This window comes from Streptomyces sp. TRM64462 (genome assembly GCF_013362995.1).
GTDB lineage: Bacteria > Actinomycetota > Actinomycetes > Streptomycetales > Streptomycetaceae > Streptomyces.
Window position 1 is genome coordinate 1 of the sequence record NZ_JABWDV010000235.1, and the last position, 20,629, is coordinate 20,629.

General features: G+C 73.2%; 21 protein-coding genes. 8 read left to right on the forward strand and 13 right to left on the reverse strand.

The genetic code is table 11. The features are described from left to right. The coding region (locus HTZ82_RS10895; RefSeq protein WP_175409133.1) for a hypothetical protein at positions 1 to 555 on the forward strand (555 nt) is incomplete at its 5' end. Between the two features lie 18 nt (positions 556 to 573). Here HTZ82_RS10895 and HTZ82_RS10900 read toward each other — a convergent pair. Beyond that, positions 574 to 1,008 (reverse strand): MarR family winged helix-turn-helix transcriptional regulator, encoded by a 435-nt coding sequence (locus HTZ82_RS10900; protein WP_175409134.1) that lies wholly within the window; start codon positions 1,006 to 1,008, stop codon positions 574 to 576. 91 nt (positions 1,009 to 1,099) lie between these two features. Here HTZ82_RS10900 and HTZ82_RS10905 point away from each other — a divergent pair, with 91 nt between their 5' ends. Further along, positions 1,100 to 2,131 (forward strand): NADP-dependent oxidoreductase, encoded by a 1,032-nt coding sequence (locus tag HTZ82_RS10905; RefSeq protein ID WP_175409135.1) that lies wholly within the window; start codon positions 1,100 to 1,102, stop codon positions 2,129 to 2,131. A 66-nt stretch (positions 2,132 to 2,197) separates the two neighbouring features. Continuing rightward, entirely contained in the window at positions 2,198 to 2,620 is a 423-nt protein-coding gene (locus HTZ82_RS10910) for an organic hydroperoxide resistance protein (RefSeq protein ID WP_175409136.1), read from the forward strand. Between the two features lie 132 nt (positions 2,621 to 2,752). Here the strand turns inward: HTZ82_RS10910 and HTZ82_RS10915 are convergent, their stop codons facing one another. Next, positions 2,753 to 3,937 (reverse strand): serine hydrolase domain-containing protein, encoded by a 1,185-nt coding sequence (locus HTZ82_RS10915; RefSeq protein WP_175409137.1) that lies wholly within the window; start codon positions 3,935 to 3,937, stop codon positions 2,753 to 2,755. A 71-nt stretch (positions 3,938 to 4,008) separates the two neighbouring features. Between HTZ82_RS10915 and HTZ82_RS10920 the strand changes: the two genes are divergently transcribed. Beyond that, on the forward strand, positions 4,009 to 4,869 hold the full coding sequence (locus HTZ82_RS10920; RefSeq protein ID WP_175409138.1) for an EI24 domain-containing protein: 861 nt from the start codon (positions 4,009 to 4,011) through the stop codon (positions 4,867 to 4,869). A gap of 19 nt (positions 4,870 to 4,888) precedes the next feature. Here HTZ82_RS10920 and HTZ82_RS10925 read toward each other — a convergent pair whose 3' ends face one another. Then, positions 4,889 to 5,617, reverse strand: a complete 729-nt coding sequence (locus tag HTZ82_RS10925; protein ID WP_175409166.1) for a carbon-nitrogen hydrolase family protein — start codon at positions 5,615 to 5,617, stop codon at positions 4,889 to 4,891. Between the two features lie 53 nt (positions 5,618 to 5,670). Here HTZ82_RS10925 and HTZ82_RS10930 point away from each other — a divergent pair, with 53 nt between their 5' ends. Beyond that, entirely contained in the window at positions 5,671 to 6,282 is a 612-nt protein-coding gene (locus HTZ82_RS10930; RefSeq protein WP_175409139.1) for a LysE family transporter, read from the forward strand. A gap of 73 nt (positions 6,283 to 6,355) precedes the next feature. Here the strand turns inward: HTZ82_RS10930 and HTZ82_RS10935 are convergent, their stop codons facing one another. Continuing rightward, positions 6,356 to 7,753 (reverse strand): pyroglutamyl peptidase, encoded by a 1,398-nt coding sequence (locus HTZ82_RS10935; RefSeq protein ID WP_309235412.1) that lies wholly within the window; start codon positions 7,751 to 7,753, stop codon positions 6,356 to 6,358. A 74-nt stretch (positions 7,754 to 7,827) separates the two neighbouring features. Next, a complete protein-coding gene (locus HTZ82_RS10940; RefSeq protein WP_175409140.1) occupies positions 7,828 to 8,418 on the reverse strand; it encodes a TetR/AcrR family transcriptional regulator in 591 nt (196 codons plus the stop codon). 150 nt (positions 8,419 to 8,568) lie between these two features. Between HTZ82_RS10940 and HTZ82_RS10945 the strand changes: the two genes are divergently transcribed. Further along, positions 8,569 to 11,139 (forward strand): beta-glucosidase, encoded by a 2,571-nt coding sequence (locus tag HTZ82_RS10945; RefSeq protein WP_175409141.1) that lies wholly within the window; start codon positions 8,569 to 8,571, stop codon positions 11,137 to 11,139. 89 nt (positions 11,140 to 11,228) lie between these two features. On the opposite strand, the gene HTZ82_RS10950 is transcribed toward HTZ82_RS10945, so the two are convergent. Together HTZ82_RS10950 and HTZ82_RS10955 are read right to left on the reverse strand one after the other, a co-directional pair. After that, the gene (locus HTZ82_RS10950; protein ID WP_175409142.1) at positions 11,229 to 12,182 is read right to left on the reverse strand and encodes an aldose epimerase family protein; all 954 of its coding nucleotides are present in this window, start codon (positions 12,180 to 12,182) and stop codon (positions 11,229 to 11,231) included. Positions 12,183 to 12,193: 11 nt separating this feature from the next. Then, the gene (locus HTZ82_RS10955; protein ID WP_309235413.1) at positions 12,194 to 13,168 is read right to left on the reverse strand and encodes an SGNH/GDSL hydrolase family protein; all 975 of its coding nucleotides are present in this window, start codon (positions 13,166 to 13,168) and stop codon (positions 12,194 to 12,196) included. 305 nt (positions 13,169 to 13,473) lie between these two features. On the opposite strand from HTZ82_RS10955, the gene HTZ82_RS10960 reads away from it, so the two are divergent. Continuing rightward, positions 13,474 to 13,968 carry a DUF3145 domain-containing protein gene (locus tag HTZ82_RS10960; RefSeq protein ID WP_175409143.1) on the forward strand — a complete coding sequence of 165 codons (495 nt, stop codon included), beginning with the start codon at positions 13,474 to 13,476 and terminating at the stop codon, positions 13,966 to 13,968. Between the two features lie 99 nt (positions 13,969 to 14,067). Here HTZ82_RS10960 and fabF read toward each other — a convergent pair whose 3' ends face one another. The 5 genes from fabF to HTZ82_RS10985 all read right to left on the reverse strand — a co-directional run bounded on the left by fabF (position 14,068) and on the right by HTZ82_RS10985 (position 18,981). After that, positions 14,068 to 15,330 (reverse strand): beta-ketoacyl-ACP synthase II, encoded by a 1,263-nt coding sequence (gene fabF / locus HTZ82_RS10965; RefSeq protein WP_175409144.1) that lies wholly within the window; start codon positions 15,328 to 15,330, stop codon positions 14,068 to 14,070. Positions 15,331 to 15,397: 67 nt separating this feature from the next. Then, positions 15,398 to 15,646, reverse strand: a complete 249-nt coding sequence (locus HTZ82_RS10970; protein ID WP_175409145.1) for an acyl carrier protein — start codon at positions 15,644 to 15,646, stop codon at positions 15,398 to 15,400. Between the two features lie 74 nt (positions 15,647 to 15,720). After that, positions 15,721 to 16,752: a ketoacyl-ACP synthase III gene (locus HTZ82_RS10975; protein WP_175409146.1), complete on the reverse strand. Its 1,032-nt coding sequence runs from the start codon at positions 16,750 to 16,752 to the stop codon at positions 15,721 to 15,723. A 22-nt stretch (positions 16,753 to 16,774) separates the two neighbouring features. Continuing rightward, a complete protein-coding gene (locus tag HTZ82_RS10980; RefSeq protein WP_175409147.1) occupies positions 16,775 to 17,707 on the reverse strand; it encodes an ACP S-malonyltransferase in 933 nt (310 codons plus the stop codon). An 89-nt stretch (positions 17,708 to 17,796) separates the two neighbouring features. Beyond that, positions 17,797 to 18,981, reverse strand: coding sequence for a helix-turn-helix domain-containing protein (locus HTZ82_RS10985; RefSeq protein ID WP_175409148.1), 1,185 nt, complete (start codon positions 18,979 to 18,981; stop codon positions 17,797 to 17,799). A 72-nt stretch (positions 18,982 to 19,053) separates the two neighbouring features. Between HTZ82_RS10985 and HTZ82_RS10990 the strand changes: the two genes are divergently transcribed. Then, complete coding sequence (locus HTZ82_RS10990; protein WP_175409168.1) at positions 19,054 to 19,713, forward strand: pirin family protein; 660 nt, start codon at positions 19,054 to 19,056, stop codon at positions 19,711 to 19,713. A gap of 83 nt (positions 19,714 to 19,796) precedes the next feature. Here the strand turns inward: HTZ82_RS10990 and HTZ82_RS10995 are convergent, their stop codons facing one another. Beyond that, the gene (locus HTZ82_RS10995) at positions 19,797 to 20,624 is read right to left on the reverse strand and encodes a serine hydrolase (RefSeq protein WP_175409149.1); all 828 of its coding nucleotides are present in this window, start codon (positions 20,622 to 20,624) and stop codon (positions 19,797 to 19,799) included. Positions 20,625 to 20,629 lie beyond the last annotated feature (5 nt).

Here is a 20,629-nt window from a genome sequence, read left to right on the forward strand (position 1 = left end):
GCCCTGAGCCTGGCCGAGCTCGCGATGGAGCACATGCCCACCGACGACCGCGCGGCGACCGCGGTACGGCAGGACGACGTGGCCGACCCGGAGCCGCTGCCCGAGCCGTCGGGCAGCGCGGGTCAGCCCGAGGATCCGGACAAGGTCGACGCGTCCGCCTCCGCGGCGGAACCGTCACCCGACCCGTCCGCCTCGGACACCGGCGACCCGGACGGCGCCGACGGCGGCAAGGGCGAGGGCGGTGACGCCCAGGGCGGCAGCGGCGGTGACGCGTCCGGCGCGCCGGGCCCCGCGGTCTCGGCGTCCGGCGACGGCACGGGTTCAGGCCCCGGTCCCGGCTCCGCCGGCGGCGCAGGGACCGGCGGCGCGGACCCGGGCGACGACGAGCCGGGTTCCGGCGGCGCGAGCGGTACACCGGGCGCCTCGCCGTCCTCGTCGGCCACGCCCTCACCCCCGATCGACGACCCCGACCCGGACCCGGAGCCCCCGGCGGAGCCGTCGCCCGCGCCGTCGCCCAGCGAGACGTGCACGCAGTGGCTCTGGTGGTGCTTCTGACGGGTGCGCCGCCGCCTCTCAGGCCGCGTCGTCGCCCAGCATGCGGCGCAGCAGGTCCCGCAGCAGGGACCGCTCGGCCACCGACAGGCCGGCCAGCGGTTCGCGCGCGAAGTCCAGTGCGTCCCTCAGTCGCCGGGCCGTGTCCCGGCCGTCCTGCGTCGGCGCGGCCAGCTTGACGCGGCGGTCCGCCGGGTCGGGGCGCCGCTCCACCAGGCCGCGTGCCTCCAGGCGGTCCACGATGCCCGTCACGTTGGACGGCTCGCAGCGCAGCGAACGGGCGATGCGCCGCATGGGCAGGGGTTCCAGCGCGAGCAGGCTCAGGACCCGCGCCTGGGCGCCGGTCAGCGAGTGCTGTGCGGCGGCCTGCTCGTACTCCTCGTGGTAGCGGGCCACGACGGTGCCGATGAGTTCCACGACCTCAAGGGTGAGCGGGTCGGTGCGTGTGCTGGGCATGCCCACAACCCTACCCCTTTACTTGACAACCTGAAATATCCAGGAGCATGGTTGTTTCAGGTCATGAAACATCTCTAGGAGGCACCGCAGCATGTCCGCACTCTCCGAGGCACTCCCCACGTCCGGCCGTGAATGGCACCTCGTCGCCCGTCCGCACGGCTGGCCGAAGCCGGAGGACTTCGCGCTGCGCGAGGTGCCCGTCGCCGCCCCCGGCGAGGGCCGCATCCTCGTACGGAACCTGCACTTCTCGGTCGACCCGTACATGCGCGGCCGGATGAACGACGTGAAGTCCTACGTCGCGCCGTTCCAGCTGGACCAGCCGATGGACGGCGGCGCGGTCGGCGAGGTCATCGCGTCGAACGCCGAGGGCTTCGCGGTCGGCGACCACGTCCTGCACGGTCTCGGCTGGCGCGAGTACGCCGAGCTGGAGGCCGGGCACGCCGCCAAGGTCGACGGCTCCCTCGCCCCCCTCTCCGCGTACCTCGGCGTGCTCGGCATGACCGGTCTGACGGCCTACGCGGGCCTCTTCGAGACGGCCTCGTTCAAGGAGGGCGACGCCGTGTTCGTCTCCGGCGCGGCCGGCGCCGTCGGAAGCCAGGTCGGCCAGCTCGCCAAGCTCCGCGGTGCCTCGCGCGTCATCGGCTCGGCGGGTTCGGACGAGAAGGTGAAGCTCCTGGTCGAGGAGTACGGCTTCGACGCCGCCTTCAACTACAAGAACGGCCCGGTCGCCGAGCAGCTCAAGGCGGCGGCACCCGACGGCATCGACGTGTACTTCGACAACGTGGGCGGCGACCACCTGGAGGCCGCGATATCCCGGATGAACGTGCACGGCCGCATCACCGTCTGCGGCATGATCGCCGGCTACAACGACACGGAGCCCGCGCCCGGCCCGCGCAACATGGCCATGATCATCGGCAAGCGGCTGCGGGTGCAGGGCATGATGGTCCGCGACCACGCCGCCCTCCAGCCGCAGTTCGTCAAGGACGTCGCCGGCTGGCTGGCCACGGGCGAACTCAAGTACAACGAGACGTTCGTCGAGGGCGTGGAGAACGGCGTCGAGGCGTTCCTCGGCATGCTCCGCGGTGAGAACACCGGAAAGATGATCGTCTCCCTCACCCGCTAGGCTCCCTCCAGGCCGTCGCGATCGTGGGCGCGAGTCGCGGCGACAACACAGGAGGAAACCTCTTACATGTCCATACAGCAGTCCGACGTCCTGTACACCGCTGTCGCCACCGCCGAGAACGGGCGTGACGGTCGCGTCGCCACCGACGACGGCAAGCTCGACGTGGTCGTGAACCCGCCCAAGGAGATGGGCGGCTCCGGGGAGGGCACCAACCCGGAGCAGCTGTTCGCGGCCGGCTACAGCGCCTGCTTCCAGGGCGCGCTCGGCGTCGTCGCCCGCCAGGAGGGCGCCGACATCTCCGGTTCCACGGTCACCGCCGAGGTCGGTATCGGCAAGAACTCCGAGGGCTTCGGCATCATCGTCAAGATCTCCGCGAAGATCCCGAACGTGAGCGCCGCCACCGCCAAGGAGCTCATCGAGAAGGCCCACCAGGTGTGCCCGTACTCCAAGGCCACCCGCGGCAACATCACGGTGGAGCTCGCCGTCTGACGCGCGAGTGACAGACCTGCACGCACCGGGCAAGGGCCGCACCCGCAGGGGCGCGGCCCTTCGCCGTACGGCGGCAGCAGCAGTCCGTGGCGGCGAGCCGCCCGTCGGCGGGCCGCCGCCACGGACCGCTCGTCAGCGGGTCGCCGCGCGGTGCACCGCCGCCACCAGGCGGTCGTTCTCCGGCGCCGCCCCGCCCGGGAACGCGAACCGGCGGCGGGTGTAGCCGTACGCGAGGCCCGCTCGCGGGTCCGCGAAGGCCTGCGAGCCGCCCGCCCCGCTGTGCCCGAAGGACCCCGCGCCCAGCCACGGGTACGGCAGCGTCGGGTCCTGGAAGCCGAGCGCGAACGACTTGTGGGCGCGGGCCACCACGTCGAAGCCGTGCGAGTGGATCTGCCCGAACTCGGCGGCCGTGTCGTCCTTCAGCAGTGGCGGCCGCCCGTCGAGCACGCCGATCGCCGCCGCGTACATCCCGGCGAGGCCCCGGGCCGAGGCCACGCCGCCCACGGAGGCGGGGCCCTTGGCGCGGACCAGCCGGGAGTTCGGCAGGGACTCCAGGTCGGTCGGGTGCGGGGTGTGGTGGTTGAAGGCGATCGCGGCCAGTGTGTGCGGCCCGTCCGGTGAGGCGTCGAGCACGGCACGCTGCGCGGGCGTCGGGTCCATCGGCAGCAGGGAGCGGAAACGCGGCTCGTGCTCCTGCGGCAGCCCCAGGAAGAAGCCGAGCCCGTACGGGGCGCGGATCCGCTCCTCGTACACCTCGTGCAGGGTCTGCCCGGTCGCCCGGAGTACCACCTCGCCGGTCAGCGCCCCGATGGTCAGGGCGTGGTAGCCGAAGGCCGTGCCGGGCCGCCAGTAGGGCCGCTGGGCCGCCGCGCGTTCGGCGATCAGCCGGTCGTCGGCCACCTCGTCGGGCGTGAACCCGCTGTCGGTGCCCACGACGCCCGCCTGGTGGGCCAGCAACTGCCGCAGCGTGACCCCGCCCTTGCCGCCCGCCGCGAACGCGGGCCAGTAGGACGCCACCTCGCGGTCCAGGTCCAGGACGCCCTCCTGTACGAGCAGCGCCACCACCAGGTGCGCGGCGCCCTTCGTGGACGAGAAGACCCCGAAGAGCGCGTCACCGTCCACGCCCTCCCCGTCGTCGGGGCCGTCGGCGCGGTCCGGTCCCGCCCACAGGTCGACGACCTTCCGCCCCCGCACGTACGCCGCGAGCTGCCCCGCGTAGTCGGGCCGCTCCTGCGCCACGACGGCGGCGAACACGTCCCGCACCTCCTCGTACCCGTCGGCTACGACACCTCGTACGGTGTTCGGTATGTCAGTCATGCGTGTCCCTCCCTCTCCAGGCCGATGGTGGCGGCCCTGAGCCCAGGCGAGCACCCCGATAGGGTGACCCCATGCGTGATCTTGGCACGGGATTCGGCTATCTGGTACGGGGACAGCGTTGGGTCGGCCGCCACGGCCGCTGGTACGGATTCGGGCTGCTGCCCGGCCTCGTCACCCTCGTCCTGTACGCCGGTGCCCTGGTCGGCCTCGCCTACGGCGCCGACGACCTGACGGCGTGGGCGACGCCGTTCGCCGACGACTGGTCGTCGCCGTGGCAGGGCCTGTTCCGCGGCTTCCTCACGGCGCTGGTCTTCGCACTCGGCCTGTTCCTGGCCGTGATCACCTTCACCGCTGTCACCCTGCTCATCGGCCAGCCCTTCTACGAGTCGCTGTCCGAGGAGGTCGACCGCACCGAGGGCGGCAAGGTCCCGACGTCCGGGCTGCCGTACTGGCGCGAGCTGTGGATCTCCGCCCGCGACAGCCTGCGCATCCTGCTGCGCGTGGTGTTCTACGGCATCCTGCTGTTCGCCCTCGGCTTCCTGCCGGTCGTCGGCCAGACCGTCGTCCCCGTGATCGGCGTCTGCGTCTCCGGGTTCTTCCTCACCGAAGAGCTCACCGCCGTCGCCCTCCAGCGCCGCCGCGTCGACCTCAAGAAGCGCCTGGAACTGCTGCGCGGCCGCCGCCTGCTGGTCCTGGGCTTCGGCGTTCCGCTGACGCTCGCGTACCTCGTGCCGTTCGTCGCGGTCTTCCTCATGCCGGGCGCCGTCGCGGGCGCGACCCTGATGGCCCGCGAACTCGCCCCGGACGCCGATGACTCCGAGGCCTCGCACTCCGGGGCCCCGCACTCCGGGGCCTCGGACTCCGGGGCCTCGGAGCCCGGGACCCCGCAGAAGCGGCCCGACTCGGAGCCCTACAGCTTCCGCAAGGACTGAAGGACCGGGAGGCGGACCGTCAGCCGACGCCGATCCGCGCGCGCACCAGGCCCGGCGCCGTCGCGTCCGCCTCCGCCAGCAGCGCGCCGTCCGGCCCCCACACCGCGCTGCGCCCGCACCCGGTCCACGGCCCCGCTGGGCCCACGTGGTTGGCGAGCACGACGTACAGCCCGTTGCGCCGGGCGATCGCCGGGTACACCGTCGCCCGCTCCCGTACGCCGTCGCCCGTCCCGTACAGCGAACTCGCCAGGTACACCCGGCGGCCGTCCGCCACCGCGCGCCCGCCCAGTTCCGGGAAGTGGTTGTCGAAGCAGGTGGCGAGGGCGAACCGGTGCCCGTCCAGCGTGAACCGCCCGTCGCCCGTGCCCGCCACGAAGACGTCGCGCTCGGTCTCGTACAGATGCTGCTTGTCGTACCGCGTGAGCGTCGTCCCGTCCGGACCGATCACGTACGAGGTGATGGCCGGCCGCCGCTCGCCGGAACCCACGGCGGGCGCGGGCCCGTTGACGACGGCTGCGGCACCGACGGCACGGCAGGCGTCCCGCACCGCCGCGAGCCGCGCGTCGTCGGCGCCGATCCACAGGCTCGGGTCCCGCGCGATGAGCTCCGGTTCGTACCCGGTCAGCGCCAGTTCGGGGAAGACGACCACCTGCGCCCCCTCCGCGGCGCGGACCATCCCGGCCATCGTGCGGACATTGGCCCCGATGTCACCGGGCACGGCGCTGAACTGCGCGGCTGCAAGCGTGATCACGACGGGATTATCGCTTGTCATGTGCGCGCGGCGCCGGTGAGCATGGGCGGATGACCGAAGTGATCGCCGTCGCCGTCATCACCGTCCTCGCCGTCATCAGCCCCGGCGCGGACTTCGCGATGGTCGTACGCGGCAGTTACGCGTACGGCAGGGCGACCGGGCTGCTCTCCGCGGCGGGCGTCGCCGCCGGCGTCCTCGTCCACGTCGCGTACACGATGCTCGGCGTGGGCCTGCTGATCGCCGCGAACACGGCGCTGTTCACGGCGATCAAGCTAGCGGGCGCGGCGTACCTCGTGTACATCGGCCTGCGGACGTTCTTCGCCCGCGCGGACCTCACCGTCGACCTGGAGGCGCGGACGGAGCTGACCCGGTGGGGTGCGCTGCGCACCGGCTTCCTCACCAACGTCCTCAACCCGAAGACCACCCTGTTCGTCGTCTCCACCTACACGCAGGTGGTGGGCCCCGACACCGTGCTGTGGCAGCAGCTCGGCTATGGCCTGTTCATGTCGTTCGCCCACCTGGCCTGGTTCGGGGCCGTGGCCCTGTTCTTCTCGCACAGCCGGCTGCGGGCCGCGATGCTGCGCGCCCAGAAGGCCCTGAACAGGGTCATCGGCGGGACGCTGGTCGGGCTCGGGGTGACGCTGGGCGTCAGCTCGGCGTGACCCGCGTCAGCTCGGCGTGATCCCGGGCGACAGCTCGGCGTGATCCTGGTGTCAGCTCGGCGTGACGCGGACGTCAGCTCGGGGTGCCCGCGGGCCCCGCGGCGACCGCGATGACCGACCGGACCTGAGCCGTGATCGCCGCCCGGTTCCGCAGGAACTCCGGGTCCTGCACCGCCTCCGCGTTGCCGTCGCCGAACCGCAGCACCGGCGTGTGCACATGCCCGCCCGGCAGGTCGCGCAGGCCCAGCCGGTCGCGCAGCAGCGTCGCGCGGTAGGCGATCTCGTTCGACAGGTAGTCACCGCCGCCGCCCGCGCGGGCCGTCGAGCCGGGTGTCGGCCCCTCGGGCCGGACGACCGGGGCCGTGCCGCCCGCCGGGACCTCGGTGACCCGCGTGTTGTCGTACACCGGGAACGGCCCCGTCTCCGCCGTCACGATCGCCGCGTACGGCAGGCTCGTCGCGGTCCACTGCGGCTGCCCGGCCGGGTCGTCGACCGGCACGGTCCCGGTCGACGAGACGTTCTCGTTGTCCGGGAAGCCGCCCCGCCAGGCCCCGTTGAACCGCTCGATGTCGAAGCGGCCGACCCGCCCCTGGCTCACCGTCGTGAACAGGTCGACGCGCGGCAGCTGCCGGCGCAGCGTCCGCTCCACGGTGCCGTCGGCGAAATCCCGCCAGCGCACCGGGAACACGACCGCCTCGACCCGCGCCCACGAGCCGTCCGCCGTACGGATCAGCGTGCCGTCCAGGGCCAGCGCGGCCACGCCGGACGGGTTGCTGATCCGGATGTCCCGGTCCAGCGTGAACGGGTCGAACCCGGTCATCATCACGCGCTTGACGCCGCGGCCCGCCGGGAAGCGGATCGAGTCCTGGCCGCGCGACGCCGACTCCAGCCGGTCGAGCAGCCGCGCCCGCGCCCCCGCCGACAGGCCGAAGCCCGGCTGCCAGACGCGTAGTTCACGGGTCATGGCGAGCCGCGCCCAGTACAGCGGCCGGTCGTCGTCCCTGGCCAGGTCGCCACGCGCCGGCCCCCTGCCCTGCGCCCGGTCCACGGCCCGCCGCCACAGCGCCCCGCCGTGCCTTACGACGGCCCGCTCGGCCGCCGCGGACGATCCCGCGCGCTTCAGAGAGGCCGCGAACCGGGGCGCTGCGGTGTCGAATCCGCTGCGGCGCAGGATCTCCTGCGGGACGGCCCGGTCGAGGCGGGCCTCCTCGACGGTCGGAACGGCGGAGGCGGCAGAGACTCGGGAGGCGGCGGAGGCGGAGGCGGGGGCGTCGGCGGTGGCGGTGGCGGGGGCGTCGGCGGTGGCGGCGGAGGCCGGGGAGCCAGTGGCGGGGGAGCCGGTCGCGGCGGAGGCCGGTGCTCCGCCGAAGGCCGGCGCGGCGACGACCGCCGTGAGCGCGAGGGCGAGCGTGAGGGCGCGACCGAGGGAGGGGGCGAGAGCGAGGGAGCGGGTGCGGCGTATCCGTGGCACAGGGGACCTTTCGCCGGAACGGGTCATGGCCCGGGCAGTATCGCGGCGCTCCCATAACTCCCGCCACCGGACCGCTACTTCGCGCCAACCGCCCCCAACAGCCCCATGAAGTCCCGGAACGCCGCCGTCATGTCCACCGCCTCGGGGTCAAGCAGCCACTGGTACTGCAGCCCGTCCAGCACCGCGACGAGCAGTGGAGCCGCGCGCTCCGGTGTGAGCCCGCCGGGGAGCCGGTCACCGAACTCGGTGCGCAGGATCGCCGCCATGTCGCCCCGCACCTGCGTGTACCGCCGCGTGAAGAAGTCCCGCGCGGGGTGCTCGTCCGTGACGCTCTCGCCGAGCAGCGCCGAGAACGTCTGCACGATGCCCGGCCGCATGGCGTTGTACTCGACGAGCGAGGCCAGCAGATCCAGCCGCCAGCCCTCCCGCCCGTCCGGCCCGGCGCCGCCCGTGTCCCACTGGTCCCGCTCCTCCAGGACCGCGACGAGCAGCGCCTCCTTGCTGGGGTAGTGGTGCAGCAGCCCCTGCTGCGTGAGCCCGGCCCGCTCCGCCACCGCCGTGAGCGACGCGCCCCGGTAGCCGCGCTCGGCGATCACCTCGAAGGCGGCGCGCAGGATGTCCGCGCGCCGCTCCTCGCTCCTGGGTCTGGACCTGGCAGCCGACATCCCCTACGTCCTCCCGTCGCTCCTGCCTCAGGACCGTACGGCATGAGCGGAGGCACTGGATTACGAGAGGATAACGACACCTACCGCCTGCCAGGTTCCCGGTTCACCATGGGCGGACGCACGGCGACCGCGGACAGGGAGGTGCGGCCCATGACGACGGCCGACAAGGTGGTGGAGGCGGCGCTGGGCGCGCTCGACCTGGACACCAAGGCACGGCTCCTCGCCGGCCAGGACATGTGGACCCTTCCGGCCGTTCCCGAGATCGGCCTGGCGTCCCTCGTGATGTCCGACGGCCCCGTCGGCGTCCGGGGCGTGCGCTGGACACCCGACGACCCGTCCGTCACCCTCCCGTCGCCCACCGCGCTCGCCGCGACCTGGGACCCCGAGCTCGCCCGCCGCGCCGGACGTCTCCTCGCGCAGGAGGCCCGCCGCAAGGGTGTCCACGTCCTCCTCGCACCCACCGTGAACCTGCACCGCTCGCCCCTGGGCGGCCGCCACTTCGAGGCGTACAGCGAGGACCCGTACCTGACCGGCGCGATCGGCACCGGCTATGTGCGCGGCGTCCAGGAAGGCGGCGTCGCCGCCACGGTCAAGCACTTCGTCGCGAACGACGCCGAGACCGACCGGTTCACGGTCGACAACGTCATCGCGCCGCGCCCGCTGCGCGAGCTGTACCTGGCCCCGTTCGAGGCGATCGTGCGCGACGCCCGCCCGTGGGGTGTCATGGCCGCGTACAACAGGGTCAACGGCGTCACCATGACCGAGCACCGCCGGCTCCAGACCGAGGTGCTGCGCGGCGAGTGGGGGTTCGACGGGTTCACGGTCTCCGACTGGTTCGCCGCCCGTTCGACCACGGGCGCGCTGCGCGGCGGCCTCGACGTGGCCATGCCGGGGCCGCGGACCGTGTACGGGGAGGCGCTCGCCGCCGCCGTACGGGCGGGGGAGCTCGACGAGGGCCTGGTCGACGCGGCCGTACGCAACGTCCTGCGCCTCGCGGCACGCGTCGGCGCGCTGGAAGGAGCGCCCTCGGGGGCTGCGGCCCCGGAGACGCCGGCCGCTGACGCGCCGACTTCTGACGCGCCGACTTCTGGCCCCGCGACTTCTGAGGCGCCCGCACCAGCCGGCACCCACCAGCCCCCCGAACCCCTCGACGGCGAAGCGCTCGCCCGTGAGATCGCCCGCCGCTCCTTCGTCCTCGTACGGAACGAGCACGACGTCCTGCCCCTCGACCCCGGCCCCGGCCCCGCCCCCGGCCCCGCCCCTGGCCCCGCCCCCGCCCCCGGCCGCCGTATCGCCCTGATCGGCGCGGCCGCCCGCGACGCCCGCGTCCTCGGCGGCGGCTCCGCGCACGTGTTCCCCACCCGTACCGTCTCGCCGCTCGACGGACTCACGGCCGCCCTGCCCGACGGCGCGGCCCTCACCTACGCCGTCGGCGCCGAGCCGAGCGACGAACCCGCCCCCGCCGGCCCCGGCTTCGCCCTCCGCGCGGTCTGCCGCGACGCGTCCGGCGCCGTCCTCGCGGACACCCCGCTGCCCACCGGTGAGATCAAGTGGATCGGCGACAACGGCCTGCCCGCCGGCGCCACCCACGCGACCCTGCACAGCGTCGAGATCACCGGCACCTTCACCCCGCGCGACAGCGGCGCCCACTGCTTCGGCACGCGCGGCATCGGTGCCTTCACGCTCACCGTCGCCGGACGTACCCTGTACGACGGCGTCCAGGAGATGGGCACCGAGAGCGATCTGTTCGAGGCGTTCATCGGAACCCCCATGGAACGCGGCACGGTCATCCTCGCCGAGGGCGTCCCCGTCGAGGTGTCCCTCCGTCACACCCTCGACCACGATCGGCCCATGCCGGTTCCCGCCGTCGTCCACTCGCTCCTGCACCGCCCGCCGCTCCGCGACCCCGACGAGCTGATCACCGAGGCGGCCGAAGCCGCCCGCGCCGCCGACACCGCGGTCGTCGTGGTCGCCACCACCGAACGCGTCGAGTCCGAGGGCTTCGACCGCACCGACCTGCGGCTCCCCGGCCGCCAGGACGACCTCGTCCGCGCCGTCGCCGCCGCCAATCCGCGCACGGTCGTCGTCGTCAACGCGGGCGCCCCGGTCGAGATGCCGTGGCGCGACGACGTCGCCGCGGTGCTGCTCAGCTGGTTCCCCGGGCAGGAGGGCGGCGCCGCGCTCGCCGACGTCCTGCTCGGCGCGGACGAGCCGGGCGGCCGCCTGCCCACCACGTGGCCGGCCGCCCTCGCGGACGCGCCCGTCACCCGCGTCGCCCCGGAGCACGGCGAACTGCCCTACTCCGAGGGCGTCTTCATCGGCTACCGCGCCTGGGACCGGTCCGGCGCCACACCCGCGTACCCCTTCGGCCACGGCCTCGGCTACACGACCTGGGAGTACGACTCCCTGGAGGTCACCCCCACCACGGCCCGCGTCACCGTCCGCAACACCGGCACCCGCCCCGGCCGCGAGGTCGTCCAGCTGTACGTCGCACCCCGCGCCGACCTGGTCGAGCGCCCCGCCCGCTGGCTCGCGGGGTTCGCCACCGTCGAAGCGGAGCCCGGCGGGTGCGCGGACGCGGAGATCCGGCTCGCGCCCCGGCTGTTCGACATCTGGGACGAGCCGAAGGGCACCTGGACGACCGTGCCCGGCGTGTACGACATCCACGTCGGCCGCTCCCTGACGGACCTCCGCCGCCGCGTCACCCTGGAACTCGACTGACGCCCCGCGGCGGGCAGCGCGACATCGCGCCGTCGGCTCACCCGACCCCGACCCCGTACCGCGTCACGCGTCCCCGACCCCGTACCGCGTCACGCGACCCCGAACCCGTACCGCGTCTCCGACGTGTACACCTCGCCCGGCCGGAGCACCGTCCCCGGGAATTCCGGCCGGTTGGGGGAGTCGGGGAAGTGCTGGGTCTCCAGCGCGACCCCGTCCAGGTGATCCGGCGCGTACACCTGGAGCCCCGGCTCCGTCGTCCACACCGCGACCCGGCGTCCCGTCAGCGGCGCGTACAGCTCGGCGGCGGGCCGCGCGTCCGGGCCCATGCCGGGTGCGTCCAGGACGAAGTTGTGGTCGACGCCCGTGCCCGCCTCCCGCAGGGCGCGGAAGTCGAGCCGCGTGCCCTCGACCGGGGCGAGCTCCCCGGTGGGCACGCCCGTCGCGTCCAGCGCCGTGTAGCGCCCGGCCGCGATCCGCAGCCGCTGCGCCCCGCCGAGGCTCCAGTACGTGTGGTTGGTCAGGCACACCACCGTCGGCGCGTCCGTCACCGCCTCGTACGCGATCCGCAGCGCGCCCTCCTCGTCGAGGGAGTACGTCGCGGACACCTGGAGCCGGCCGGGGAACCCCTCCTCGCCGTCCGGGCTCACCCGGGACAGCCGTACCCCGGCGCCGCCCTCCGCCTCGCCGGCCTCCCACAGGTGCTTGTCGAAGCCGCGCTCCCCGCCGTGCAGGCTGTGCGGCCCGCCGTTGCGGGCCAGCCGGTACGTCCGCCCGTCCAGCGTGAACGCCCCGCCCGCGATCCGGTTCGCGTACCGCCCGACGAGCGCCCCGAAGTACGGCTCGGGACGCGCCTCGTACCCCTCGGGGCTGTCGAAGCCCAGCACGACGTTCGCGACGGCCCCGTCCCGGTCCGGGACCTCGACCGACTGCACGATGCCGCCGTACGTCAGGACCCGCACCCGCGTCCCGGCCCGCTCCAGCGTCCAGCGGTGCACCGCCGCACCGGATGCCAGCCGCCCCCACTCCTCAACCTTCGTGATCACGAGCGCTGAGCCTACGCGGGCGGACGCTCCGCCGTAACGTGGCGGTAAGCGATTTCCGCCAGCCGCTCCTGCCCGTCCCTGCTCGGATGGAACCAGTCCCACGGGCTCAACTGGCCGACCCCGAACCGGTAGTCGAAGACCGCCCCACCGTCGTACCGGCAGCGCTCGTCCGCCGCGCAGACGTCCCGGAGCACGTCGTTGTACGCGACCACCCGGTCCCGTACGGCGCTCCTGCGCCGCTCGGAGGCCGGCCCCAGGTCCTCGGCGTCGGCCAGCATCGACGCGCACACGCCCAGCTTCCACACCTGCCGGCCCACCGGGTGGTCCCGGCCCGTGGACCAGAGCCGCCACAGGTCGGGCACGCTCGTCACGTACACCTGAGACGTGGGCGAGGCCTTCCGCAGCCCCGCCATCGCCGCCTCGAAATGCGCCCGGAAGTCCTCGACCGGCGTCATGAGGTCCACGGAAGGACGGCACGCGTCGTTCGCGCCGACCATCACCGTGACCAGGCCGGGCTTGTGCCGCGCCGCCCGCGCCATCTGTCCGGGCAGCTCCGCCATCCGCGACCCGGACCGCGCGAGGTTCCAGCTGTGCGACGTCAGCGCCGGCGCCCCGAGCAGCCGGAGCGCCAGGCTGTTCACGCGGGCGTCGGATCCGGTGGCCCAGGACGCCTCGGGGCAGTCCTCGAGCACGCGGCAGGCGTCGAAGCCGCGGGTGATGGAGTCGCCCACGGCCGCGACGGACGCCGGCCGCGGGTTCCACACGGGTGCCGTGGGGGACGGACTCACGCTCGCGCTCGGGCTCTGGCTCCCGGCGGCGCTCGCGCTCGGGCTCGCCGAGGCGCGGCGCTCACCGTCGGCGGGGCCGCTGCTGCTTCCGGGGGACGCGACACACCCGGCCAGCACCGCGGAGCCCGCCAGGACCGCGCCCGCCAGCGTGACCGCCGCCCGCCGCGCGACGCTGCTCCGCGTCCGAACCCCGCGCACTCGCGTACCCCTTGCCGTTGCCCGCCGCTGTCCGTTCCCGCCGGCCCGTTCCCGCCGAATTCCTTGCCGTATCGGCGTCCTGGCGAGTGAAAGCTTCGTGTCGACGGCCCCCGGGACCGACCGTACGTCATCCCAAGCGACTCGCCGCACGGTAGCTTTTCCCCGTCGAACCAGAGGCGCCTGGCCGACCGGCTCCGGTAAATTACATCACGTCACAAGCTGTCCCTTTTGCGGAGTTTCTCTCCCGATGCTGTTTACTGAGGCCGCTGGGAAAAGGCGAACCTCGTCCCACCCTGGAGGTCCCGGTGACGACACGTGGAGTCCTGTACGTACACTCCGCGCCGCGCGCGCTGTGCCCGCACGTCGAATGGGCGGTCGCGGGCGTGCTCGGCACGAGGGTCCAGCTCGACTGGATCCGCCAGCCGGCCTCACCGGGCACCTGGAGAGCGGAGTTCTCCTGGCAGGGCCAGCCCGGCACCGCCTCCAAGCTGGCCTCCGCGCTGCGCGGCTGGCAGCTGCTGCGCTTCGAGGTGACCGCCGAGCCGTGCGCCACCGCCGAGGGCGAGCGCTACAGCGCCACGCCCGAGCTGGGCATCTTCCACGCGGTCATCGGCATCCACGGCGACATCATGATCCCCGAGGACCGGCTGCGCGCCGCCCTCGCCCGTTCGGCGCAGGGCGAGACCCAGTTGGAGGCCGAGATCGCCAAGCTCCTCGGCAAGCCCTGGGACGACGAGCTGGAGCCGTTCCGGTACGCCGGCGAGGGAGCCCCGGTCCGCTGGCTGCACCAGGTCGTGTGACCACCGGCGTACGAGTGAGGCCCCCGCCGTGCGGCGGGGGCCTCACTCATGTGCCGTATACGTCGTGGTGCCGTACACGTCTCCGTCGTACGGGACCTGTCAGACCGTCCGGAACGCCAGGACCACGTTGTGGCCGCCGAAGCCGAACGAGTTGTTGATCGCCGCGATCGTGCCCTCGGGCAGGGCGCGGGGCTCGCCGCGCACGATGTCGGCGTCGACCTCCTCGTCCAGCTCGTCGACGTTGATGGTCGGCGGGGCCACGCGGTGGTGCAGCGCCAGGACCGTCGCGACGGTCTCGATGCCGCCGGCGCCGCCCAGCAGGTGACCGGTCATCGACTTGGTGGCGGAGACCGCCACATGGTCCAGGTCGTCGCCCAGGACCTTGCGCAGCGCCTTCACCTCGGCGACGTCACCCTGCGGGGTCGACGTGGCGTGGGCGTTCAGGTGCACGACCTCCGACGGCTTCAGGTCCGTGGCGTCCAGCAGGTTCTGCAGGGCGGCGGCGATACCGCGGCCGGTCGGCTCGGGCTGCGCGATGTGGTGGCTGTCGGCGGACAGGCCCTGGCCCAGCGCCTCACAGTACACGCGGGCGCCGCGCGCGGCGGCGTGCTCGGCCGACTCCAGGACGATCACACCGGCGCCCTCGCCCAGCACGAAGCCGTCACGGCCCTTGTCGTACGGGCGCGACGCCTTCTCGGGCTCGTCGTTGCTCTTGGACATCGCCATCATGTTGGCGAACGCCGCGATGGGCAGCGGGTGGATGGCCGCCTCGGTGCCGCCCGCCACGACCACGTCGGCGCGGCCGGTGCGGATCATCTCGATGGCGTAGCCGATGGCCTCGGCGCCCGACGCACACGCCGACACGGGGGTGTGCACGCCCGCCTGGGCGTTCACCTCCAGGCCGACGTTGGCGGAGGGGCTGTTGGGCATGAGCATGGGCACGGTGTGCGGGGAGACGCGGCGGGCGCCCTTCTCCTTCAGCACGTCGTACTGGTCGAGCAGGGTCGTCACACCGCCGATGCCGGAGGCGATGACGGAGCCCAGGCGCTCGGGGCGGATCTTCTCGTCCTCGCCGGCGGGACCGGTGAAACCGGCGTCCGCCCAGGCCTCACGGGCCGCGATGACCGCGAACTGCGCCGAACGGTCCAGCTTGCGGGCCAGCGGCCGCGGCAGGACCTCGGACGGGTCGACCGCCACGGGGGCGGCGATCTGGACGGACAGCTCCGCGAAGCGTTCGCCCTCCAGGGGCTTGACGCCGGAACGGCCCGCCTTCAGACCTTCCCAGGTCGAGGCGGAGTCGCCACCCAGCGGTGTGGTTGCGCCGATACCGGTGACGACCACGGTGCGATTGGTCGAGCTCACAGGAATTCTTTCTCCACGTGTATGAGGTATGCGTGAAAACGGCGCCACCGCCGGGTGGCGAACCGGATCAGGCCTGGTGCTTGAGGATGTAGTCGGCAGCGTCGCCGACCGTCTTGAGGCCCTTGACGTCCTCGTCCGGGATCTTCACGCCGAAGCGCTCCTCGGCGGCGACGACGACCTCGACCATGGACAGCGAGTCGACGTCCAGGTCGTCCGTGAAGGACTTGCCGAGCTCGACGTCCTCGGTCGGGATGCCGGCGATCTCGTTGACGATCTCGGCGAGGCCTTCGACGATCTCATCCTGCGTGGCGGCCATGGTGGCGCTCCTTCGGTATGTATCTCAGAGGGTGTGATGGCTTCCGCCCGGAATCCGGAAGATCCGTACGGTGCCTAGGGGAGGGTAACGACCGTCGCGGCGTAGACGAGACCCGCCCCGAAGCCGATGACGAGCGCGGTGTCACCGCTCTTCGCCTGACCGGTCGCCAGAAGCCGCTCCATAGCGAGCGGGATCGAGGCGGCCGAGGTGTTGCCGGTGGTCTCCACGTCACGGGCGACCGTGACATGCTCCGGCGGCTTCAGCGTCTTCACCATCGAGTCGATGATCCGCATGTTGGCCTGGTGCGGGATGAAGACGTCCAGGTCGGCCGCGGTGATGCCGGCTGCGTCGAGCGCCTGCTGAGCGACCTTGGCCATCTCGAAGACGGCCCAGCGGAAGACCGTCTGGCCCTCCTGGGTGATGGCCGGGAACTTCAGCTCGCCGTTCTCGTCGACGGGGAGCTGCGCGACGTCGCCGACGCGGAAGTTCGTCCACGGCACGGTCTGCTTGATGGTCTCCGACTTGTCGCCCTCGGAGCCCCATACGGTCGGGCCGATGGCCGGCTCGTCGGACGGGCCGACGACGACCGCGCCCGCGCCGTCACCGAACAGGAAGGCCGTCGCACGGTCCTCCAGGTCGGTCAGGTCGCTGAGCCGCTCGACGCCGATGACCAGCACGTACTCGGCCGAGCCCTCGACGACCATGCCCTTGGCGAGCGTGAGCCCGTAGCCGAAGCCCGCGCAGCCCGCCGAGATGTCGAAGGCCGCCGCCTTGTCCGTACCGACCTTGTCGGCGATCTCGGTCGCGACCGCCGGTGTCTGCCGGAAGTGCGACACCGTCGCGACGACGACCGCGCCGACCTGCTGCGCCGTGATCCCGGCCTCGGCGATGGCCTTGCCGGCCGCCTCGACCGACATCGCGGTCACGGTCTCCTCGGGCGACGCCCAGTGCCGCGTGGCGATGCCGGAGCGCGAGCGGATCCACTCGTCGGACGAGTCGATCTTCTCGAGGATCACCTCGTTCGGCACGACACGGGTGGGACGGTAGCCGCCGACACCCATGATGCGCGCGTACGGGGCGCCCTTGCTGGGCTTGATCTTCGCCATGCTCTACGGCTCCTTGCTCCGGTCAGGCTGCGGCGTCGGCACCGGCGTGCTCGGCGATGAGCTCACGGGCCGCGTCGAGGTCGTCGGGGGTCTTCAGCGCGAGCGTCTTGACCCCGGGAAGGGCACGCTTGGCGATACCGGTGAGCGTGCCGCCCGGGCACACCTCGACCAGCGCGGTCACGCCGAGCCGCTGGAACGTTTCCATGCACAGGTCCCAGCGGACCGGATTGGCGACCTGGCCCACGAGACGGGTGACGACGTCGGCACCCTTGGCGACGGTCTCGCCGTCCTTGTTGGAGACGTAGGGCACCTTCGGGTCGGAGAGGGAGAGGGCCTGCGCGGCCTCCTCCAGCTTCGCCACGGCGGGTGCCATGTGGTGCGTGTGGAACGCGCCGGCCACCTTCAGGGCCACCACGCGGCGGACTCCCTCGGGCTTGTCCGCGTCGAGCGCGGCCAGCTGCTCCATGGTGCCGGCGGCGACGATCTGGCCGGCGCCGTTGACGTTGGCCGGGGTCAGCCCCAGCTTCTCCAGGTGCGCGACGGAGACGTCGGGGTCGCCGCCGAGCAGCGCCGACATGCCGGTCTCCGTGACGGCGGCGGCCTCGGCCATCGCCAGGCCACGGGTCCGTACGAAACGGAGCGCGGCCGTGTCGTCGAGGACGCCCGCGAACGCGGCCGCCGTGATCTCGCCGACGCTGTGACCGGCGACGGCGTCCGGAGCGACGCTGTCACCGAGTGCCGAGGCGGACAGCAGACCGGCCGCGACCAGCAGGGGCTGGGCGACCGCCGTGTCGCGGATCTCCTCCGCGTCGGCCTTCGTGCCGTAGTGGACAAGGTCCAGCCCGATGGCGTCCGACCACGCGCCGACACGGTCGGCGGCGCCGGGAAGATCGAGCCAGGGAGTCAGGAAGCCGGGCGTCTGAGCGCCTTGGCCGGGAGCGACGAGTACGAGCACCCTCACACTCTCTCTTGTGGACGGTCCTGAGCGCCCGTGGGGACTGGGACGAAGAACCGTCGGACGAATTGTTGATCCCCCACAAAACTCTAGGGCTGGGCGTCGATGTCGGCCAGACGCCCCAGAATCAGCGCGATCCGCAGCGTGAACGCCGACCGTACATCGGAGGGTGACCATCCGGTGACATCTGTCACACGTCGCAGCCGGTAGCGCACGGTGTTGGGGTGGACGAACAGCATCCGCGCCGCCCCTTCCAGGCTGCTGGCCTGCTCCAGATAGACACTCAGTGTCTCCAGCAGGGCCGAGCCGGCCTCCTTCAGTGGTCTGTAGATCTCCTCCACCAGCTGCTCCCGCGCGGCGGGGTCGGACGCGATGGCGCGCTCCGGCAGGAGATCATCCGCGAGGACGGGGCGCGGCGCGTCCTGCCACGCCGTGCACGCCTTCAGCCCGGCCGCCGCCGCCTGCGCGGACCGGGTCGCCGCCAGCAGGTCCGGTACGACGGGCCCCGCCACCACCGGCCCCGCCGCGTACGGTCCGATCAGCGCCTTCGCGACGGCGAGCGGGTTGTCGCTGCCGCCCGCGATGACGACCAGGCGGGCGCCCAGCACCCCGGTCAGCACCTGGAGCTTGGCGTGCCGGGCGGCGCGGCGGATCGCCTCGACGGTCAGCTCGCTGTCGCCGTCCGGGGCGGTGCCGAGGATCACGCACACGTGCTCCGGCGAGTTCCAGCCGAGCGCCGCGGCCCTGCTGACCGCGCCCTCGTCGGCCTCGCCCGACAGGACCGCGTTCACGACGAGGCTCTCCAGGCGGGCGTCCCACGCGCCGCGCGCCTCGGCGGCCTGCGCGTACACCTGCGCCGTCGCGAACGCGATCTCCCTGGCGTACACCAGCAGCGCCTCGCGCAGCACCGACTCGTCGCCGGGCGCCGCGACCTCCTCGATCGCCGACTCCATGACCTCGATGGTGGTGCGCACCATCTCGACGGTCTGGCGCAGCGTGATCGCCCGCGTCAGTTCGCGCGGAGCCGTCCCGAACACATCCGTGGAGATGGCCTGCGGGGTCTCCGGGTGCCGGAACCACTCGGTGAACGCGGCGATACCGGCCTGGGCGACCAGCCCGATCCAGGACCGGTTCTCCGGGGGCATCGCCCGGTACCACGGCAGCGTCTCGTCCATGCGGGCGATGGCGTTCGCGGCCAGCCGGCCGGAGGACTGCTCCAGGCGCTTCAGGGTCGCTGCGTGCGGGTGGGCGTCGTTTGCTGCGGGTTCAGGCACGGGACAAGACTGCCTTATCGGGACGGGGGAGTGCCCAGCCGGTCTACCGTTGGGCCTGTGATCTCCACGCAGATGTCCATACAGAGGGCCGCGGAACGCTACCCGGGTGGCGACCCGGAGTCCGGGATCGAGACCCGGCACGCCTTCTCCTTCGGCCGCCACTACGACCCGGACAACGTCCGCTTCGGCGCGATCGTCGCCTGCAACGAGGAGCGGCTCGCGCCCGGCGCCGGGTTCGCCGAGCATCCGCACAGCCACACCGAGATCGTCACCTGGGTCGTGGAGGGCGAGCTGACGCACCGCGACTCGGCCGGGCACAGCACGGTCGTCCGGCCCGGCGACGTCCAGCACCTCAGCGCGGCGGGCGGGGTACGGCACGTGGAGCGCAACGACGGTACGGTGCCGCTCACCTTCGTGCAGATGTGGCTGGCCCCGCGGGAGCCGGGCGGCGACCCGTCGTACACGCTCGTGCCGGGGCTCGCCGACGCCACGCCGTACGCGCTGCCCGCGGCGGGCGCCCTGCTCCATGTGCGGCGACCCGCCGCGGGCGAGCGCACCGCCGTACCGGACGCCGACTTCCTGTACGTCCATGTGGCGCGCGGCCGGATCGTGCTGGCCGGGCACGAACTGGGCCCGGGCGACGCGGCCCGCGTCACCGGCGCCCGGGACCTGGACCTGACCGCGGCGGAGGCGGCCGAGGTCCTGGTGTGGGAGATGACGGCGGAGGCCTGACCGCGGCGGGGCCGGATCGTGCTCCGGTGCCGCGCGTGGCTGCGTCCAGCCGCGGGCGGTCGCGCTGGTCGCGGGCGGTTGGCCTAGCCGCGGGCGGTGGCGCGCAGTTCGGCGAGGACCGCGTCCGTGAACGGCGGCCACGCCTCGATCGCCCACGGCCCGAACGCCCGGTCCGTCAGCGCCACGCACGCCGCGCCCGCGTCCGGGTCGATCCACAGGAACGTCCCGGACTGGCCGAAGTGCCCGAACGTACGGGGCGACGACGAACCGCCCGTCCAGTGCGGCGACTTGCCGTCCCGGATCTCGAAGCCGAGGCCCCAGTCGTTGGGCTTCTGGTGGCCGTAGCCGGGGAGGATGCCGGTCAGGCCCGGATGTACGACCGTCATGGCCTCCAGGACCGTACGGGCGTCCAGCAGCCGGGGCGCCTGCACCTCCGCCGCGAACCGCACCAGGTCGTCGACCGTCGACACCCCGTCCTTCGCGGGCGACCCGTCCAGCGTCGTCGCGTCCATCGCCAGCGGCTCCAGCACCGCCTGCCGCAGATACTCCGCGAACGGGATGTCCGTCGCCTTCGCCACATGGTCCGCGAGGACTTCGAAGCCGGTGTTGGAGTAGATGCGCCGTGTGCCGGGAGCCGCCATCACGCGGTGCTCGTCGAACGCCAGGCCCGAGGTGTGCGCCAGCAGATGCCGCACCGTGGCCCCCTCCGGACCGGCCGGCTCGTCCAGCTCGACAGCCCCCTCCTCGTACGCGACGAGGACGGCGTACGCCGCCAGCGGCTTGGTCACCGAGGCGAGCGGGAACCGCCGCGCCGTGGGTCCGTGGGACCCCGCGAGCGTGCCGTCCGCACGCACGACGGCCGTCGCCGCGGTCGGCACGGGCCAGTTCTCGATCATCGCCAGGCTCTGCATGCGGA

Coding starts and splice junctions, on each gene's coding strand:
- HTZ82_RS10910 (WP_175409136.1), top strand. CDS start 2,198: ATGTCCATACAGCAGTCCGACGTCCTGTACACCGCTGTCGCCACCGCC.
- HTZ82_RS10945 (WP_175409141.1), top strand. CDS start 8,569: ATGACGACGGCCGACAAGGTGGTGGAGGCGGCGCTGGGCGCGCTCGAC.
- HTZ82_RS10970 (WP_175409145.1), bottom strand. CDS start 15,646: ATGGCCGCCACGCAGGATGAGATCGTCGAAGGCCTCGCCGAGATCGTC.
- HTZ82_RS10915 (WP_175409137.1), bottom strand. CDS start 3,937: ATGACTGACATACCGAACACCGTACGAGGTGTCGTAGCCGACGGGTAC.
- HTZ82_RS10975 (WP_175409146.1), bottom strand. CDS start 16,752: ATGGCGAAGATCAAGCCCAGCAAGGGCGCCCCGTACGCGCGCATCATG.
- HTZ82_RS10995 (WP_175409149.1), bottom strand. CDS start 20,624: ATGCAGAGCCTGGCGATGATCGAGAACTGGCCCGTGCCGACCGCGGCG.
- HTZ82_RS10990 (WP_175409168.1), top strand. CDS start 19,054: ATGTCCATACAGAGGGCCGCGGAACGCTACCCGGGTGGCGACCCGGAG.
- HTZ82_RS10900 (WP_175409134.1), bottom strand. CDS start 1,008: ATGCCCAGCACACGCACCGACCCGCTCACCCTTGAGGTCGTGGAACTC.
- HTZ82_RS10920 (WP_175409138.1), top strand. CDS start 4,009: ATGCGTGATCTTGGCACGGGATTCGGCTATCTGGTACGGGGACAGCGT.
- HTZ82_RS10905 (WP_175409135.1), top strand. CDS start 1,100: ATGTCCGCACTCTCCGAGGCACTCCCCACGTCCGGCCGTGAATGGCAC.
- HTZ82_RS10930 (WP_175409139.1), top strand. CDS start 5,671: ATGACCGAAGTGATCGCCGTCGCCGTCATCACCGTCCTCGCCGTCATC.
- HTZ82_RS10940 (WP_175409140.1), bottom strand. CDS start 8,418: ATGTCGGCTGCCAGGTCCAGACCCAGGAGCGAGGAGCGGCGCGCGGAC.